General features: G+C 60.6%; 14 protein-coding genes. 2 read left to right on the top strand and 12 right to left on the bottom strand.

What is annotated here, in order from left to right; translation table 11 throughout:
- Nucleotides 1-20 precede the first annotated feature (20 nt).
- Nucleotides 21-326: a chaperone modulator CbpM gene (locus ACA071_RS03085; protein ID WP_497643077.1), complete on the top strand. Its 306-nt coding sequence runs from the start codon at nucleotides 21-23 to the stop codon at nucleotides 324-326.
- Nucleotides 327-482: 156 nt separating this feature from the next.
- Here ACA071_RS03085 and ACA071_RS03090 read toward each other — a convergent pair whose 3' ends face one another.
- Nucleotides 483-1,607, bottom strand: a complete 1,125-nt coding sequence (locus ACA071_RS03090) for a sensor histidine kinase (protein ID WP_497643078.1) — start codon at nucleotides 1,605-1,607, stop codon at nucleotides 483-485.
- A gap of 251 nt (nucleotides 1,608-1,858) precedes the next feature.
- Here ACA071_RS03090 and ACA071_RS03095 point away from each other — a divergent pair, with 251 nt between their 5' ends.
- Nucleotides 1,859-7,180, top strand: coding sequence for an NEL-type E3 ubiquitin ligase domain-containing protein (locus ACA071_RS03095; protein WP_497643079.1), 5,322 nt, complete (start codon nucleotides 1,859-1,861; stop codon nucleotides 7,178-7,180).
- 53 nt (nucleotides 7,181-7,233) lie between these two features.
- Here the strand turns inward: ACA071_RS03095 and ureC are convergent, their stop codons facing one another.
- The 11 genes from ureC to urtA all read right to left on the bottom strand — a co-directional run bounded on the left by ureC (nucleotide 7,234) and on the right by urtA (nucleotide 17,518).
- Entirely contained in the window at nucleotides 7,234-8,934 is a 1,701-nt protein-coding gene (ureC, locus tag ACA071_RS03100; protein ID WP_497643080.1) for an urease subunit alpha, read from the bottom strand.
- 205 nt (nucleotides 8,935-9,139) lie between these two features.
- Nucleotides 9,140-9,448 (bottom strand): urease subunit beta, encoded by a 309-nt coding sequence (locus ACA071_RS03105; protein ID WP_497643081.1) that lies wholly within the window; start codon nucleotides 9,446-9,448, stop codon nucleotides 9,140-9,142.
- Nucleotides 9,445-9,981, bottom strand: a complete 537-nt coding sequence (locus ACA071_RS03110) for a GNAT family N-acetyltransferase (protein ID WP_123514007.1) — start codon at nucleotides 9,979-9,981, stop codon at nucleotides 9,445-9,447. Before ACA071_RS03110 ends, ACA071_RS03105 begins: the two co-directional genes overlap by 4 nt.
- A 6-nt stretch (nucleotides 9,982-9,987) precedes the next feature.
- Entirely contained in the window at nucleotides 9,988-10,521 is a 534-nt protein-coding gene (locus ACA071_RS03115; protein ID WP_497643082.1) for a GNAT family N-acetyltransferase, read from the bottom strand.
- A 9-nt stretch (nucleotides 10,522-10,530) separates the two neighbouring features.
- Nucleotides 10,531-10,833, bottom strand: coding sequence for an urease subunit gamma (gene ureA, locus ACA071_RS03120; RefSeq protein WP_033055605.1), 303 nt, complete (start codon nucleotides 10,831-10,833; stop codon nucleotides 10,531-10,533).
- Between the two features lie 127 nt (nucleotides 10,834-10,960).
- Entirely contained in the window at nucleotides 10,961-11,800 is an 840-nt protein-coding gene (locus ACA071_RS03125; RefSeq protein WP_497643083.1) for an urease accessory protein UreD, read from the bottom strand.
- Nucleotides 11,801-11,830: 30 nt separating this feature from the next.
- On the bottom strand, nucleotides 11,831-12,529 hold the full coding sequence (gene urtE, locus ACA071_RS03130; RefSeq protein ID WP_169371835.1) for an urea ABC transporter ATP-binding subunit UrtE: 699 nt from the start codon (nucleotides 12,527-12,529) through the stop codon (nucleotides 11,831-11,833).
- 132 nt (nucleotides 12,530-12,661) lie between these two features.
- Nucleotides 12,662-13,531 (bottom strand): urea ABC transporter ATP-binding protein UrtD, encoded by an 870-nt coding sequence (urtD, locus tag ACA071_RS03135; protein WP_497643084.1) that lies wholly within the window; start codon nucleotides 13,529-13,531, stop codon nucleotides 12,662-12,664.
- Nucleotides 13,528-14,607: an urea ABC transporter permease subunit UrtC gene (gene urtC / locus ACA071_RS03140; RefSeq protein WP_497643085.1), complete on the bottom strand. Its 1,080-nt coding sequence runs from the start codon at nucleotides 14,605-14,607 to the stop codon at nucleotides 13,528-13,530. The genes urtD and urtC overlap by 4 nt, the downstream gene beginning before the upstream one ends.
- Complete coding sequence (gene urtB / locus ACA071_RS03145; protein WP_497643086.1) at nucleotides 14,607-16,109, bottom strand: urea ABC transporter permease subunit UrtB; 1,503 nt, start codon at nucleotides 16,107-16,109, stop codon at nucleotides 14,607-14,609. The genes urtC and urtB overlap by 1 nt, the downstream gene beginning before the upstream one ends.
- A gap of 143 nt (nucleotides 16,110-16,252) precedes the next feature.
- Nucleotides 16,253-17,518, bottom strand: coding sequence for an urea ABC transporter substrate-binding protein (urtA, locus tag ACA071_RS03150; protein ID WP_123402373.1), 1,266 nt, complete (start codon nucleotides 17,516-17,518; stop codon nucleotides 16,253-16,255).
- Nucleotides 17,519-17,530: the final 12 nt, after the last annotated feature.

Below are 17,530 nucleotides of genomic sequence, written 5' to 3' on the forward strand. Positions count from 1 at the left end.
GAACCCTGGAGCTACTGACTATGAGCAGTCCCCTGATCGTTCAACTGGACATGGCAGAATTCTGTGAGGCGACCGACCTGTCGGACGTCTACGTGATCGAAATCGTCGAACACGGCATCCTCGAACCTCAGGGCTCAGCGCCCAAGGATTGGCTTTTCAACGATTACGAATTGGCGCTGGCCAAGCGCGCCGTCAAGCTGCGGCGCGACCTGGAACTGGAATGGGAAGGTGTCGCTCTGGCGCTGGACCTGCTTGAGGAAGTGCAGCAATTGCGGGCCGAGAACCGCATGCTCAAGCAGCGACTTGGGCGGTTGGTCGTCGAATAGCACCGAAATAACGGCTGTAAACGGCCCTGTAGGAGCTGCCGCAGGCTGCGATCTTTTGATCTTGATTTCCATTGGCCCCGTAAGGCGCCAAACATCAAAGGCAGGATCAAAAGATCGCAGCCTGCGGCAGCTCCTGCAGGGATTGTTGCGACAGCTTCAAACCTTGCGCGGCAACACCACGGTAAACAACGTCCCATCCACCTCATTGGAACTGACCTCGATCGTTCCCTGATGGGCATCCACCACTTCCTTGACGATAAACAAGCCCAGGCCAAGGCTGGTCGACGGTTGCCCGAGTTGTTCGTCGGCGCTGCGTACCAGTGGGTCGAATATCGTGCTGATCGCGTCTTCCGGAATCGGCACGCCATGGTTATGCACCGTCAGGCGCACCGTGTCGGGTTCGCCGCTGAGGGTAACGGTGACATCACGTTTGTTCGAACCATGCTGCAACGCGTTACCGATCAGGTTCTGCAACAGCTGAGCGACTCGCCCGCCGTCCCAGACGCCTTGGGTGTCACCACTGACGCTAAGTGTTGGATCGCACTCGGGGTTGCCGGCACAGGCCTGGGCAATCGCCTCATGCGCCGCCTCGGCCATGTCCATTGGAACCGGTTCGATCGGCAGTCTTTTGCCCAGCCGACTGCGCACCAGTTCCAGCAGATCGCTGACCATCACCGCCATGTGCCGGGTGCCACGCTTGATGTGGTGCACACAGGTCAGGGCGTCAGCTTCGAGCGGTGCCTTTCGCAGCAACAACTCGGTGGACATGCTCACCGCCTGCAACGGCGCCCGCAGGTCATGGCCGAGGATCGCCAGAAACATGTCCCGCGAATGGTTGACCTGCTCGGCATAGGCGGCGGTGGACTCGGCCAGGGCTTCATCGATGGCTTCGTTGAAGCGGACCATGTCCTGGAAATACGCCAGGTCCGGGGTTTTCAGGCTGTTGACCCACAGGCGGATGACACAAGCACGCAAGTGCCGGAACTCGGAGGTCATCTGCACCAGATCAAACCCCACGTTGTGCCGCAGCTCGCCATGGCTGGCAGCGGCCCGATCCAGGCTGGGGGTTTTCTCCGGCCCGTTGCCCTTGGCCTTGGCGGCCTGTTCATGGGCGGTCTGGGCGGTGGCCATGTCCCGCGCGGCGGCCAGCAGAATGGCGCTGGCGTGATCGCGCAAGGTGGTGCGATCCAGGTTGTCGTCGGGCGTGATCGCACGGGCGAACTGCTCCCATTCATCGACGATACGATCAACCTCTATCACGATGAATTCGCTTAAGCGCATGGACGGTGTTCCCGAGCAGAAATGGGCGGTAATGGAGCTGCATATTAGCGCCTTCACGTCCGGGTAAACACCGCTGAATTTGAGGGGTCAAGGTGAACTGTCGAGTGGGTGGTATTTATATATATTCTTTGATTTTAATAGTTGAAGTGTTTTTGAAGTTTCAGGCGGGCTAGTCGCAGTTTTTTGAATTTTTGTTTCCGTCGGGTGTTGGCTAGTCTGATCAGTCAAAAATAATCATGGAAGATGGTGGCATGACTGATGTGCAAGAAGTTGAAGGACATGAAGCGTCATCTGTCTCCGGCATTAAAAAGTCGGGTATTCATTTTGAACGCATCAAACAGGCAATATTGAAGTCGAAAGAAATGGCTCCAGCCGCCGGGCTGCTGGCTTTTCAGGGGGCGATGGGTGCCTTTCCGGACTGGTACTTGAAGGCCCGAAAGATTGATCGCGATGAATTGAAAGATCTGTTTGGTCGGCGATGGTTGCTTCAAGGAAAATCTGACGCACTCATTAATAAACTGCAGCAGGATATTCGGCTCTTCGCCGAGCCATTGTTGTTAAACGCCTTGAAAGACCAGTTTAAAGTTGAACTCGATGTTCGTGTGGCGGAACTTCGCTTGTACGTGCCCGATCATCTTGTCTTTGGCATAAGCACCGGCGCGAATGATTTCAAACAACTGACATTGCTTGACGCCGCCCTGCATAACTTCGAGGCCCGCGAGGCCGAGGCGGGCGCGTTCAGTGAGGGGTCCGGCGTGTTTACCCGGGATGCCGAGGGCGCACCTCTGCGCCATATCCTGACCGTCGAGCAATTTGTCGCGCTGTGCCGTTCTCTGGATATCGGGGCGCAGTACCAAACTCATCTCAAGGAGATTCTGACGCCGACCCAGGCCACGGCCCGAGTTGCGCTGCAACAACACTTGGTGACCAGCGACAAGGCAGCCTTCAAACTCGCGGCGTTGGCAGCATTACTCAAGGGGGATATTACTTCGCACGGGTTCAGCAAGATGCTGGAGGTTCACGACGGTGCGCCGAACCGTGAGCTATATGGTGCGCCGATGCACTGTCATCGTTTGTCATTGATGGGTTTCAGGCTCACCGGGATCATGCTGTTCAGCGCAGTGGGCGATCCGAAGCTGCTCAAAAAGACCATTGATTCGCTGACACCGCCGCTGCTGAAGTCCTGGCTCGACTGGTCCCAGCGATTGCCATTTCTGCCTCATCAGGACTATGAGCGGTTTCAACTGCTCAAGGCGTTTTTCGCCAACGGTCCCAAAGGACTGTCTGAGGAATTGCTACGCAAGGAAGATATTTATCAACAGAGCCGCCTGAACGGAAAGCTGATCGCCTACATCCCGGACGACCCTGAGCATCCGGTCAAGGAGTACGACTCTTTCAGCGACTTCATGAAAACCCTGATCGGGCAGTTGCTCAGTCCTGACTATCAGCGATTTTTCAGCCGGTTTGTCGCACAGCGCGACAAGGGTGTGTTTTTCAGCCGGGTCAACGAGCGCCTCAAGACCTTCACCTGGAAGCAGCGTGAACCCCTGGACATGGGGCCGTGGTGGCGAGAGACCGCCGTCGAAAACCCGAATCCGGAACCGATCACCAACCTCGTTACCGGCAATCTGTGGAGTGCGCTGTTCACCGCGCGACGGGATAAAGCGCTGGCAGATGCCCGCCGCATCGCCGTACCCACCGGCGACGAAGACGCGCGGAGTCGCTGGAAGCGTCTGAGCAGTTACCTCGACATCGGTTGGAACGTGTTCAACTTCGCCGCAATGCTGGTGCCAGGCCTGGGCGAAGCGATGCTCGGGATCATGGTTGCCCAACTGCTTGAAGAGCTGGCCGAAGGCCTCGAAGACTGGAGCAAGGGCGATCGTGAAGAAGCCTCGACGCATCTCACCTCAGTGCTGATCAACGGTGCTCAACTGGCGATGATGGGCGCCGGGCATATCTTGCCGTCGGGAATGCCTGCACCGATAAAAGCTTCGCCGTTTGTCGACAAACTCAGGGCCGTCGAACTGCCTGATGGCAAGGCCAGTCTGTGGAAGCCCGATCTTTCGCCGTATGAACGCCAACTGGCATTGCCCCCGGCATCTCGCCCCGATGAGTTGGGGTTGTACCAGCACGAAGGCCAGACGGTGTTGCCGCTGGATAACAAACACTACGGATTGAAAGAAGACCCGAACACCGGACGGCACCGCATCGAACATCCGACGCGCCCCAACGCCTACCAGCCGGAACTGGCGCATAACGGCGCGGGAGCCTGGAGTACCGAGCTGGAAGATCCGCTGCAATGGGACGCCACCAACGTCTGGCAACGTCTGGGGCATTTCATGGACGCGTTACCGGCGTCCACGCAGGCGCACATTCGTACCGTCAGTGGCATCGATGACAATGTGTTGCGCAGGTTGCATGTCGAGCACGAACGTCCGCCGACCCTGCTCACCGATACGGTCAAACGCTTCAAGACTTATGCCGAGGCCGAGGACCTCGGTCGACAGATTCTGGATAACCGTGTTTCCGAGTCGCTGGAAGGTTTTTTGCCGACCTTTATGACTGAGTTACCGGGGTGGCCTGAATCCAGGGCAGTAGCGCTTTTTGATGACAAGTCTTACTCAGGCTCCTCGATTAAATACGGCAACGCCGATGCTAAGCCTGGGCAGACGATCAGGATCACCCGCACCCAACTGCGCAACGCAGAATTGGCCGGGCGAGTGCTGGACGCTCTGGATGACAGCGAGATTCTCGCCATGTTGGGCAAGCGAGTGTCCTCTGACCGGGCAGAGCGCCTGGAGACGTTACGCATTCGCCTGGCGATGCATGCCGGGCGACAGACCCGCCGGCTTTTCGACTCGCTGTCCAAGGCCGCGGACGTGACCGCCGATCCGCGGCAGTTGCTGCTTCTACGTGATTACCCGCAACTGTCGGGTAACGTCGCGCAGGACCTGCTGAAACTAGCTACGCCGGAAGACCTGCGTTTTATCGAGCAAAAAAACCGTCTGCCGCTGCGGCTCAAACAGCAGGCACGAGATGCCATGGCCCAGTTGCGTGTGGCCCGTGCCTACGAAGGCCTGTACCTGAAAGCATTGGAAAGCACCGACACCGAACGCCTGGCATTGCACAGCATTGCCGCGCTGCCAGGCTGGTCGGCTGCGCTGCGCATCGAAGTCCGCGAGTTGTCCTTCAGCGGCTCGCTGCGCGACAGCGTTGGACTGCCAGATGCGCCAAACCGCAAAGTCCTGGTGGTCAACGGGGAGGGGTTGTATGAAGCCCGGGATGCACTCGATCAACACCTGCACGGCGCTGACAATCTGTATGGCGCGGTGCTGCACGCCTTGCCGGATGCAGAGCGCGAGGCGCTGGGGTACGAGATCAACCAGGGGGCGCAGCTTAAAGCGACGGTAGTCAAGCAACCGCTGTCTCATGACAGGCTGGAATCGATCCTGGCGCCAACACCCGCTAGAAAACCGGCTTACGATCCACAGAGGATGCGCTTGAAGGGCGGGATGCAGGGTTATCCACAACGGGTGGAGAGCGCCATCAGACGCAATCGGCTCAAGGCGCGGGTGAGCAGGCTCTACCCCACGCTGATCGAATCCGGTGTCGAGCAACTGCTCGATTCCTATGTGCAGATCGGCGGTTCGGCGGAGGTCTGCTTGAGCCACCTCGAACGGGAGTTTGAGACCTTCAATGGTAATTTCCGCCGCTGGGTCGCGTCACCCACCGAACAATGGCGGTTATTGCCCGAAGGCGCGCAGGAAGTCCTTGAACGCGACCAGATCTATCAGGCCCTGAAGGAATGCTGGCAGCGCACCGGCCCCGCTCATTACGACGGTGCCGGTAATTATCTGGGGCAAAGCCTGAGCCTCAGGGGCATTTCATTGCCACGTCACCTGCGGACCATGCCGCTTCTGGAGGCCAACTTCGACCACGTGACCCAGTTGATTTTGCGTGACACGGGGCTGACCAATGCCGAGGAATTTATCCTGAAACCGTTTCGTCGGTTGCGCTTGCTGAATCTGGAAGCAAACCGCCTGACGCGCTTGCCTACAGGGATCGGAAAACTGCATCAGCTATTCGAGCTGTCCGTCACGCGCAACCAGATAGTCTTGACCGCAGACGACGTCGGCCGGCTCAGAAAACTGACCCGCCTGCAAACGTTGGGTATGGGATCGAATCCGTTGGGGCGGTTGCCCGATATCAGCCGTATGCCTTTTCTGCACACGCTGGTCCTGGCTGACACCGGTGCCACCACCTGGCCGCCGGGGCTTTTTGAGCAGCGGCGTTATCGGCATTTCTACCTGGAGTTGCACCTGAACAAGCTGACTCAGATCCCGGTGGTCGAGCCCGGTTCAGCGTCTGCCGAGTTGATCGCCCGGTCGGTGATCAGTCGTGGGCCTGACTGGATCTCGGCGGCGGATCTGGAGACGGTCAAAGGCTACATTCGCTCCATGGGCATGGACCCTGACCGTCCGTTTCCGCCTCGGGGCGTACGCGACAGCCTCGACTGGGAGCAAGGCATGACCCGTCAGGAATGGGCCAGGAAGCAGCCCACCTGGAACGCCGTCGAGGACGCGTTTCACTCACTGCGCTTTTTCGAGGAATTGAAGAAGCTGACCGGTTCGGCGGACTACACCTCCAACCTGGAATACCGCGCCAACCTGACCGCCAAGGTCTGGCGAATGCTCGACGCCATGGCCGAGAACTCGGCACTGCGCGAGCGGCTGTTTGCGATGGCGACCTTGCCGACCGCCTGTGTGGATGGTGGTACGGCGCTGTTCAACTCAATGGGCGTCGCGGTGCTGATTCACGAAGCCTACACGCTGGCCAACGACGGCTTGATCGAAGCTGAATTGGTGCAGTTGGCTCGGGGCAAGTCGCGGCTGGACGAGTTACGGGCCATTGCCAGTCATTCGATCAATGAGCGGGTGCAGGCGGGAGAGGCCTTCAGACAGGTGGGGGCTGACGGCGAAGTCACGGGTACGATTGATGAGGTCGAGGTGCATCTGGCGTACATGACCGACCTCGCCATACGTCTGGAGTTGCCCTGGCAGGCCCGCGGCATGCAGTTTCGGCGCATGGCCGGGGTGACTCGCGCGATGATCGACGACGCTTATCAGCGCATCCAGGCCTTGGAAAAAGGCGAATTGCTGGTGGACTGGATTCTTGTGCAGGACTTCTGGAAAACCTGGCTGGAGCAAGTGAACGCCGGCGCGTTCGATGGCCTCAAGCGTAAGATCGAGGCGATCACCGAGTTGTGGACGGCCCTCGATGAACGAGCACACCTAACAGACCTGACCGGTCCGCAGGCCATCAGCCTGGAGCAGCAACTCAAGGCGCTCGCCACGGAACTGGGCAAGCCCGCCGAAGACATCGCCCCTGGTCGTGTCATGAGTGAGAGCGAATACAGCGCTGACCTGGCTAACGTCGACAGTGAACAGCAAGCGCTGTTCAAGCGCCTGACTCAAGAGGCGATTGACCGGGCCAAACTGCAGCGGGTCGAGATAGCGTTTACGGTTGAACCCGCAGCCGTTCCTGATGAGCCGGACCTCAATACACGGCTTTAAACCGTCGACCCGCGGCGAGGCATTGCGCCTTGCCGCGGGTTTTGAGCATCACTTCAGAACAGGAAATACCGTTGGGCCATTGGCAGGGTTTCTGCCGGCTCGCACCACAGCAATACGCCGTCGGCCTTGACCTGGTAAGTCTGCGGGTCGACGTCAATGTTCGGCAGATAGTCGTTGTGGATCAGGTCGGTTTTCTGCACTTCACGACAGCCCTTCACCACGGCGATTTTCTTCTTCAAGCCCAAGGCTTCGGGCAACCCTGCATCCTGCGCGGCCTGGCTGATAAAGGTCAGGCTGGTGGCATGCAGCGAGCCGCCGTAACTGGCGAACATCGGGCGGTAGTGCACCGGTTGTGGTGTCGGAATCGAGGCATTGGCGTCGCCCATCAGGCTCGCCGCAATGGCGCCGCCCTTGAGGATCAGCGTCGGCTTGACCCCGAAAAACGCCGGACGCCACAGCACCAGGTCGGCCCATTTACCCACTTCGATCGAGCCCACTTCATGGCTGATGCCGTGGGTGATTGCCGGGTTGATGGTGTACTTGGCGATGTAGCGTTTGGCGCGGAAGTTGTCGTTGCCTTCCCCGTCCTGGGGCAGCGGGCCGCGCTGCTTTTTCATCTTGTCGGCGGTCTGCCAGGTGCGGGTGATGACTTCGCCGACGCGGCCCATGGCCTGACTGTCGGAGCTGATCATCGAGAATGCACCGAGGTCATGCAGGATGTCTTCGGCGGCAATCGTTTCGCGGCGGATGCGGCTTTCGGCGAAGGCCACGTCTTCGGCAATGCTCGGGTCCAGGTGATGGCAGACCATCAGCATGTCCAGGTGTTCGTCGATGGTGTTACGGGTGAACGGCCGGGTCGGGTTGGTTGAACTCGGCAGCACATTCTTGAAGCCGCAGGCCTTGATGATGTCCGGGGCATGACCGCCACCCGCGCCTTCGGTGTGGTAGGTGTGGATGGTGCGGCCCTTAAAGGCGGCGAGGGTGGTTTCAACGAAGCCGGATTCGTTAAGGGTGTCGGTGTGGATCGCCACCTGCACGTCGTACTGGTCGGCCACGCTCAGACAGTTGTCGATACTCGCCGGGGTGGTGCCCCAGTCTTCGTGCAGCTTCAGGCCGATGGCGCCGGCCTTGACCTGCTCGATCAACGGCTCCGGCAGGCTGGCGTTGCCCTTGCCGGTGAGGCCGATGTTCATCGGGAACGCATCGGCAGCCTGGAGCATGCGCGCCAGGTGCCATGGCCCGGAGGTGCAGGTCGTGGCGTTGGTGCCGGTGGCCGGGCCGGTGCCGCCGCCGATCATGGTGGTGACGCCGCTCATCAGCGCTTCTTCGATCTGCTGCGGGCAAATGAAGTGGATGTGCGTGTCGATGCCGCCGGCGGTGAGGATCATGCCTTCACCGGCGATGACTTCGGTGCTGGCGCCGATGGCGATGGTCACGTCCGGTTGCACGTCCGGGTTGCCGGCCTTGCCGATGCCGGCGATACGCCCGTCCTTGAGGCCGACGTCGGCTTTGACGATGCCCCAGTGGTCAATGATCAGGGCGTTGGTGATCACCGTGTCGACCACTTCGGCCGCCAGTAATTGGCTTTGGCCCTGGCCGTCGCGAATGACTTTGCCGCCGCCGAATTTCACTTCTTCGCCGTAGGTGGTGAAGTCTTTTTCGACTTCGATCCACAGTTCGGTGTCGGCCAGGCGCACCTTGTCACCGACGGTGGGGCCGAACATGTCGGCGTAGGCCTGTTTAGAAATTTTCATGTGCTTGCCTTGGGATTCAATTGTTTTTGAGACCGCTCGCGTAGCTCGCTATCGCAGCCTCGCTGCGCTCGACAGCTCCTACAGGCAGCGTACGACCGCGACATTTCGGGCGCCGCAGGGCGTTCACACACTTTTCCGGTTGCCCGCACCCTGTAGGAGCTGTCGAGTGAAACGAGGCTGCAATCTTTCGAAAGCACCGCAGATATCAATCGAGGTCACCCATGATCTTGCCGGCAAATCCGAACACCCGTCGATGCCCGGCCAAATCGACCAGCTCGACCTCGCGGCTCTGGCCCGGTTCGAAACGCACGGCGGTGCCGGCCGGGATGTTCAGGCGCATGCCACGGCTGGCGGCGCGGTCAAAGGTCAGGGCGTCGTTGGTTTCGAAAAAGTGGTAATGCGAGCCGACCTGGATCGGCCGGTCGCCGCTGTTGGCCACTTTCAGGCTGACGGTGCGGCGGCCAACGTTGAGTTCGATGTCGCCGGGCTGGATCTGGTATTCACCGGGAATCATCCATTCACTCCTTGCAGAATCTTGTAGTAGAGGGCGGTTGGCCGATAGTTGCCGGCCGGGTCGCAGGCGTAGTCGGGGATTTGACCGGCGCGGGTGTAGCCCAGCGCCTTGTAGAAGTCTTCGGCGGGGGAGCCGGCCTCGGTGTCGAGGTAAAGCATGCCGCGCTTGTGCTGGCGGGCGGCGAGTTCCAGGGCGCTCATCAATTGCTGTCCGAGGCCGCGACGACGGGCGTGCTCGCGCACCAGCAACTTCTGCACTTCGGCGCGGTTCAGGCCATTGGCTTTCTGGCACAGGGTCAGTTGCACGCTGGCTTGCACCTGTTCGTCCTTGACCACCACCCACAGCAGCACATTGCCCTGGTTCAGGTTGGCCTGGACATCATCGAAATAAGCCCGGGCCTGCGTTGCATCAAGGTCGGCCATGAAACCGACGCTGGCGCCATAACCCACGGCGTCCAGCAGCAAATCGATCAAACCCTGGCGATAGTGCGCAAAGCTTTCAACATTCACGCGGCGCAGTTGGGCGGCGTTCATCAGGTATCACTCCTTGTGAGCCCCGGGCGGCATGGCGCCCGGGTCGAGGGTCAGTTGCATGAAGGTCAGGTCCAGCCAGCGGCCGAACTTGGTGCCCACTTGCGGCATTTGGCCGGTGACGACAAAACCGGCGCGATCGTGCAGTCGAATCGACGCACCGTTGCCGCTTTCGATAGCGGCGACCATCACGTGTTTGTCGCGGCCCTTGGCGCGTTCGATCAGCTCGGCCATCAATTGCGGGCCGAGGCCGTTGCCGCGCTGGTCACTGCGCACGTAGACCGAGTGTTCGACGGTGTGGCGAAACCCGTCGAACGGCCGCCAGTCACCGAATGAAGCGTAGCCCAGCACGGTGTTATCACCGTCGACGATCACCAGGATCGGATAACCCTGGGATTGCCGGGCGCTGAACCAGGCCTGGCGGTTGCCCAGGTCCACGGCCTGTTCGTTCCAGATCGCGGTGGTGTTGAGCACGGCGTCGTTGTAGATGTCGCGGATCGCCGGCAGGTCGGCGTGCAGCGCATCGCGGATTTGGTAAGTCATGGCGCGGCCTCAGGCGATCGGTTGGTGGACGGTGACCAGTTTGGTGCCGTCGGGGAACGTCGCTTCGACCTGGATCTCCGGGATCATTTCCGGAATGCCTTCCATCACTTGTTCGCGGCTCAGCAGGGTGGTGCCGAAGTGCATCAGCTCAGCGACGGTGCGACCGTCACGGGCGCCTTCGAGCAGTGCTGCGGAGATGTAAGCCATGGCTTCCGGGTAATTGAGTTTCACGCCGCGAGCCAAACGCCGCTCGGCGACGAGGCCGGCGGTGAAGATCAACAGCTTGTCTTTTTCGCGTGGGGTCAGGTCCATCGTTGGAATCCATATCGGCAGATAAAAGGTCACTACAACCTGTAGGAGCGAGGCTTGCCCGCGAAGGGGACCTTGAGGCCGCCAAAAGCTTTGCGGGCAAGCCATGCTCCTACAGGGGGATTGGTGTTCAGGTGCTCCATATTCGCGGGGGGACGGCTTCGCGACCGAGCAGCGCGGGCCGCAGCAGGCGCCACAAATCGATCAGCCAACCGCGTGCCAACAACGCTTCACTGGCCAGGCATCGCGCCACCAACAACCCCGGCAACTGGGTCAAATCCCCGCGCACGTCATTGGGCAGCGAGCGACAGGTTTCCAGCAGTTCACTGTCGATCACCCCGGTCACCAGCAACGTCGCAAACACCGGCTGACCATCCAGCCCAATCGGCGAGTCGAGCAAGCCATCACCCCCGACAATGCGCTGGCGTTCGTGCCAGAGCAACTGGCCGTCGCGGCGGATATCCAGCTTTGCCTGAAAATGCCCTCGGTCAAAACGCTCGCCACTGGCCGGGCGACCCAGCGCCACCACGTCCCAGTAGAACAACCGGGCATCGCCTTCCAGGTCGATCGAGGTGCTGAGTTCAGCCTGGGCGGCGCTGAAGATGATCGTCTCCTGGGGCAGCCATTCCAGTGTCGCACCGGCCGCCACTTTCAAGTCCAGCTGCTGATAAGCGGGACCGGCGGCGCGATACCACTTGGCGGCGCCGGGGCTGGTGATCTGCGCCCAGGCATCGCTGCCGACGCTGGCCGAAATGTCCAGTCGATCACCACCCGCAATCCCACCCGGCGGGTGCACGATGATGTGCTGGCACACCTCGGGGCCTTCGGCGTACAGGTGCTTTTGCACCCGCAGCGGGCCTTTGTGTCGGCGCTGGACCGGGCGCGTGCTGTCGCCGAAACGGGCGTAGCCCAGCTCCAGCTCGGCGTGCCAGCTCGGGGTAAACAGGACAGTGGGAAGAGGTAAATTCATAGTTTTTAATTATCGTTAGGACGCTACAGACTAGATCGTAACCAATCCACGCACACCTTCGGCTTCCATATTTTCGCCGCGACCCTGTTGCACGATCTCGCCCCGGGACATCACCAGGTATTGATCGGCCAGTTCAGCGGCGAAATCGTAAAACTGCTCCACCAGCAAAATCGCCATGTCGCCCCGGGCCGCGAGCTTCTTGATCACCGCGCCGATTTCCTTGATCACCGATGGCTGGATGCCTTCGGTGGGCTCGTCGAGGATCAGCAGGCGTGGGCGGCTGGCCAATGCGCGACCGATGGCCAGTTGTTGTTGCTGACCACCGGACAAGTCACCGCCGCGACGCTGTTTCATCTGCAGCAGCACCGGGAACAGCTCGTAGATGAATGCCGGGACTTCCTTGGCCTCGCTGCCGGGGAACCGCGACAGACCCATCAGCAGGTTTTCTTCCACGGTCAGCCGGCCGAAAATTTCCCGGCCCTGGGGCACGTAGGCGATCCCGGCATGCACTCGCTGGTGCGGCTTGAACGTGGTGATTGGCTTGCCTTCCCAGTTCACCGCGCCTTCTTTGGAAGGCAACAGGCCCATCAGGCATTTGAGCAAGGTGGTTTTGCCCACGCCGTTGCGCCCGAGCAGGCACGTGACTTCGCCGACCTTCACCTCAAACGAGAGGCCGCGCAGGATGTGGCTACCGCCGTAGTACTGGTGCAGCTTGTCGACTTGCAGCATTCAAAATTCTCCCTCAGTGATCGTTCCCACGCTCTGCGTGGGAATGCATCCCGTGACGCTCCGCGTCACATAACGGCGGACGCAGAGCGTCCATGGCGGCATTCCCACGGGTCGCGTGGGGACGATCAAATCTCAGCGACCGAGGTAGACCTCGATCACTCGCTCGTTTTCCTGCACCTGCTCCAACGACCCTTCCGCCAGCACGCTGCCCTGGTGCAACACGGTGACGTGGTCGGCAATCGAGCCGACGAAGCCCATGTCGTGTTCCACCACCATCAGCGAATGCTTGCCGGCCAGGCTTTTGAACAGCTCGGCGGTGAATTCGGTTTCGGCGTCGGTCATGCCCGCTACCGGTTCATCGAGCAGCAGCAATTGCGGGTCTTGCATCAACAGCATGCCGATCTCCAGAAACTGCTTCTGCCCGTGGGACAACAAACCCGCCGGGCGATTGACCGAGGTGGTCAGGCGAATGGTTTCCAGCACTTCAGCGATGCGGTCACGCTGTTCGCCGCTTAGTCGCGCCCGCAGGCTGGCCCACACCGACTTGTCGGTTTTCTGCGCCAGTTCCAGGTTTTCGAACACGCTTAGCGCTTCAAACACCGTTGGCTTTTGAAACTTGCGGCCGATGCCGGCCTGGGCGATTTGCACTTCGCTCATCAACGTCAGGTCCATGGTTTCACCGAACCAGGCCTTGCCGTGACTCGGGCGGGTCTTGCCGGTGATCACGTCCATCAGCGTGGTCTTGCCCGCGCCGTTGGGGCCGATGATGCAGCGCAGTTCGCCGACGCCGATGTACAGGTTCAGAGTGTTCAACGCCTTGAAGCCATCGAAGCTGACGCTGATGTCTTCCAGGGTCAGAATCGTGCCGTGGCGGGTGTCCAGGCCGGGGCCGGCGCTTTGGCCGAGGCCGATGGCGTCGCGGCTGCTGCCCGCGTCCTTGTTCGGTTCCACAGGGAAAAAGGCCGGTTCGAGCATGAATTCCGCCGTCGCTGTGACTCTCATTGTTCACCTCTCTTTTTCAGCAGCCCAATCACGCCCTTAGGCAGGTAAAGGGTCACGACGATGAACAGCGCACCGAGAAAGAACAGCCAGTACTCCGGGAACGCCACGGTGAACCAGCTCTTCATCCCATTGACCACGCCAGCGCCGAGCAGCGGCCCGATCAGCGTGCCGCGACCGCCCAGCGCCACCCAAACCGCGGCTTCGATGGAGTTGGTCGGCGACATTTCACTCGGGTTGATGATCCCGACTTGCGGCACGTACAACGCACCGGCCAGACCACAGAGCACCGCGCTCAACACCCACACGAACAGCTTGAAACCACGTGGATCGTAGCCGCAGAACATCAGGCGATTTTCGGCATCGCGTAGCGCAGTCAACACCCGCCCGAACTTGCTCTGCGCCAGGCGCCAACCGATAAACAGGCTCGCCACCAGCAACACCACCGTGGCGAAAAACAACACCGCGCGCGTCCCTGGTTCAGTAATGCCAAACCCGAGAATGGTGCGGAAGTTGGTAAAGCCGTTGTTGCCGCCAAACCCGGTTTCGTTGCGGAAGAACAACAGCATCCCGGCGAAGGTCAGGGCCTGGGTCATGATCGAGAAATACACGCCCTTGATCCGTGAGCGGAAGGCGAAGAAGCCGAACACCAAGGCCAACAACCCCGGCGCCAACACCACCAGGCACATCGACCAGAGGAAGCTGCTGGTGCCGGTCCAGTACCACGGCAACTCGGTCCACGACAGGAACGTCATGAACGCCGGCAGGGCGTCACCCGAGGCCTGACGCATCAGGTACATGCCCATCGCGTAGCCGCCGAGGGCAAAGAACAGACCGTGACCGAGGGACAGTAAACCGGCGTATCCCCAGACCAGATCCAGCGCCAGAGCAACGATGGCGTAGCAAAGGATCTTGCCCACCAGCGTCAGCGTGTAGGCCGAGACGTGGAAAACGCTGACGGGCGATAACAGCGACATCAACGGCAACGCCAGCAGCAAAACAAGGATCACAGCGCCGACGGCGATGGTGACTTTCGGGCCGGCCTTTTGTGTTGCGGTAACGAGCAGGGGCTGGTTCATCAGTCGATCACCCGTCCTTTCAGTGCGAAGAGGCCTTGCGGACGTTTCTGGATAAACAGAATGATCAGCGCGAGGATCAGAATCTTGCCGAGTACGGCACCGATTTGCGGTTCGAGAATCTTGTTGGCAATACCGAGGCCGAACGCGGCGAGCACGCTACCGGCCAACTGCCCGACTCCGCCGAGCACCACCACCAGGAACGAATCGATGATGTAGCTCTGACCGAGGTCCGGGCCGACGTTGCCGATCTGGCTCAGCGCCACGCCACCGAGGCCGGCAATGCCTGAGCCGAGGCCGAAGGCGAGCATGTCCACGCGTCCGGTGGGCACGCCGCAGCAGGCGGCCATGTTGCGATTCTGAGTGACGGCGCGCACGTTCAGGCCCAGGCGCGTCTTGTTCAGCAACAGCCAGGTCAGCACCACCACAAACAGCGCGAAGGCGATGATCACGATGCGGTTGTACGGCAGCACGAGGTTGGGCAGCACTTGAATCCCGCCCGAGAGCCAGGCCGGGTTGGCCACTTCAACGTTCTGTGCGCCGAACAGCAAACGCACCAGTTGAATCAGCATCAGGCTGATGCCCCAGGTGGCGAGCAGGGTTTCCAGCGGGCGGCCATAAAGGTGACGAATCACCGTGCGCTCCAGCGCCATGCCGATGGCGGCGGTGACGAAAAACGCCACCGGCAACGCGATCAGCGGGTAGAACTCGATGGCTTGCGGGGCGAAGCGCTGGAACATCAGTTGCACCACGTAAGTCGAGTAGGCACCGAGCATCAGCATCTCGCCGTGAGCCATGTTGATCACGCCGAGCAGGCCGAAAGTAATCGCCAGACCGAGTGCCGCGAGCAGCAGAATCGATCCGAGGGACATGCCGCTGAACGCCTGACCGAGCAACTCGCCGATCAGCAGTTTGCGTTTGACTTGAGCGAGGCTGGTTTCGGCGGCGGTACGTACCCCCGCGTCGGCTTCGATGCCGGGTTCGAGCAACCCTTCGAGGCGCGTGCGGGCCAGTGGATCGCCGGTTTCACCGAGCAAGCGTACAGCGGCGAGGCGCACGGCCGGGTCGGTGTCCACCAGTTGCAGGTTGGCCAGGGCCAGGCTCAGGGCGGCGTGAACGCTTTCATCTTTTTCGCCAGCCAGTTGCTGGTCGAGGAATTTCAGCTGCGCCGGTTTGGCGCTTTTCTGCAATTGCTGCGCGGCGGCCAGACGGATTTTGGCGTCGGCGGCGAGCAATTGGTGGCTGGCCAGGGCGGTGTCGATCAGACCCCGCAGACGATTGTTCAGGCGCAGGGTTTTCGGTTGGCCATCGACGGTCAACTCGCCTTGTTGCAGGGCGTTGATCAGTTCGACACGGGCTGGATCGGGCTGCGCGGCCCAGGTTTCCAGGAGTTTTGCCTGTTGCACGGGATTGGCCGCGACGAAGTCTTCGGCGTCGCCGGCGTGGGCGGCCATCGGCAGTAGCAGCGCGAGGGCGAGGATGAAGCGGTAGAGGGCGGTGGGCATGTCATTGGCCTTGCGTATTGATCGTTCCCACGCGACCCGTGGGAATGCCTCACCGGACGCTCCGCGTCCGCTTTTGGGACGCAGAGCGTCCCTGGCTGCATTCCCACGCAGAGCGTGGGAACGATCAGGCTGTGCGGGGTGGCTTAGTTGCTCTTCACCGCATAATCCGGCTTCTTGTCGTTACCCGCGATAAACGGGCTCCACGGCTCGGCGCGGATCGGGCCTTCGGTCTGCCACACCACGTTGAACTGACCATCGGCCTGAATCTCGCCGATCATCACTGGCTTGTGCAGGTGGTGGTTGGTCTTGTCCATGGTCAGCGTGTAGCCGGACGGCGCGGCAAAGGTCTGGCCGGCCAGGGCTTCGCGGACTTTATCGACGTCGGTGGACTTGGCTTTCTCAGCCGCTTGCGCCCACATGTGGATGCCGACGTAAGTGGCTTCCATCGGGTCGTTGGTCACCGCTTTGTCAGCGCCTGGCAGGTTGTGTTTCTTGGCGTAGGCTTTCCAGTCGGCGACGAACTTCTTGTTCTGCGGGTTCTCCACCGATTCGAAGTAGTTCCACGCCGCGAGGTTGCCCACCAGCGGTTTGGTGTCGATGCCGCGCAGTTCTTCTTCGCCGACCGAGAACGCCACGACTGGTACGTCGGTGGCTTTCAGGCCCTGGTTGGCCAGCTCTTTATAGAACGGCACGTTGGAGTCGCCATTGACCGTGGAGATAACCGCGGTCTTGCCACCAGCCGAGAATTTTTTGATGTTGGCGACGATGGTCTGGTAATCGGCGTGACCGAACGGGGTGTAGACCTCTTCGATGTCCTTGTCTGCCACGCCTTTGGAGTGCAAGAACGAACGCAGGATTTTATTGGTAGTACGCGGGTAGACGTAGTCAGTGCCGAGCAAGAAGTAGCGCTTGGCGCTGCCGCCTTCTTCGCTCATCAGGTATTCCACTGCCGGAATTGCCTGCTGGTTCGGCGCCGCGCCGGTGTAGAACACGTTCGGCGACATCTCTTCGCCTTCGTATTGCACCGGGTAGAACAGCAAGCCGTTGAGCTCTTCGAACACTGGCAACACCGATTTACGCGACACCGAGGTCCAGCAACCGAACACCACCGCGACCTTGTCCTGGGTCAGCAACTGACGGCCTTTTTCGGCGAACAGCGGCCAGTTCGAGGCCGGGTCGACCACCACCGGTTCCAGCATCTTGCCGTTGACGCCGCCCTTGGCGTTGATCTCGTCGATGGTCATCAACGCCATGTCTTTGAGGGAGGTTTCGGAGATCGCCATGGTGCCGGACAACGAATGCAGGATACCGACCTTAATCGTTTCGGCGGCCTGGACCGTCCAGGTCATGCCCATCGCGGCAATGCTTGCCGTGAGTGTGAAAGCCTTGATCAAGCTGCGACGCTTCATTGTGCGATCTCC

This window comes from Pseudomonas sp. LBUM1646, from assembly GCF_059716165.1.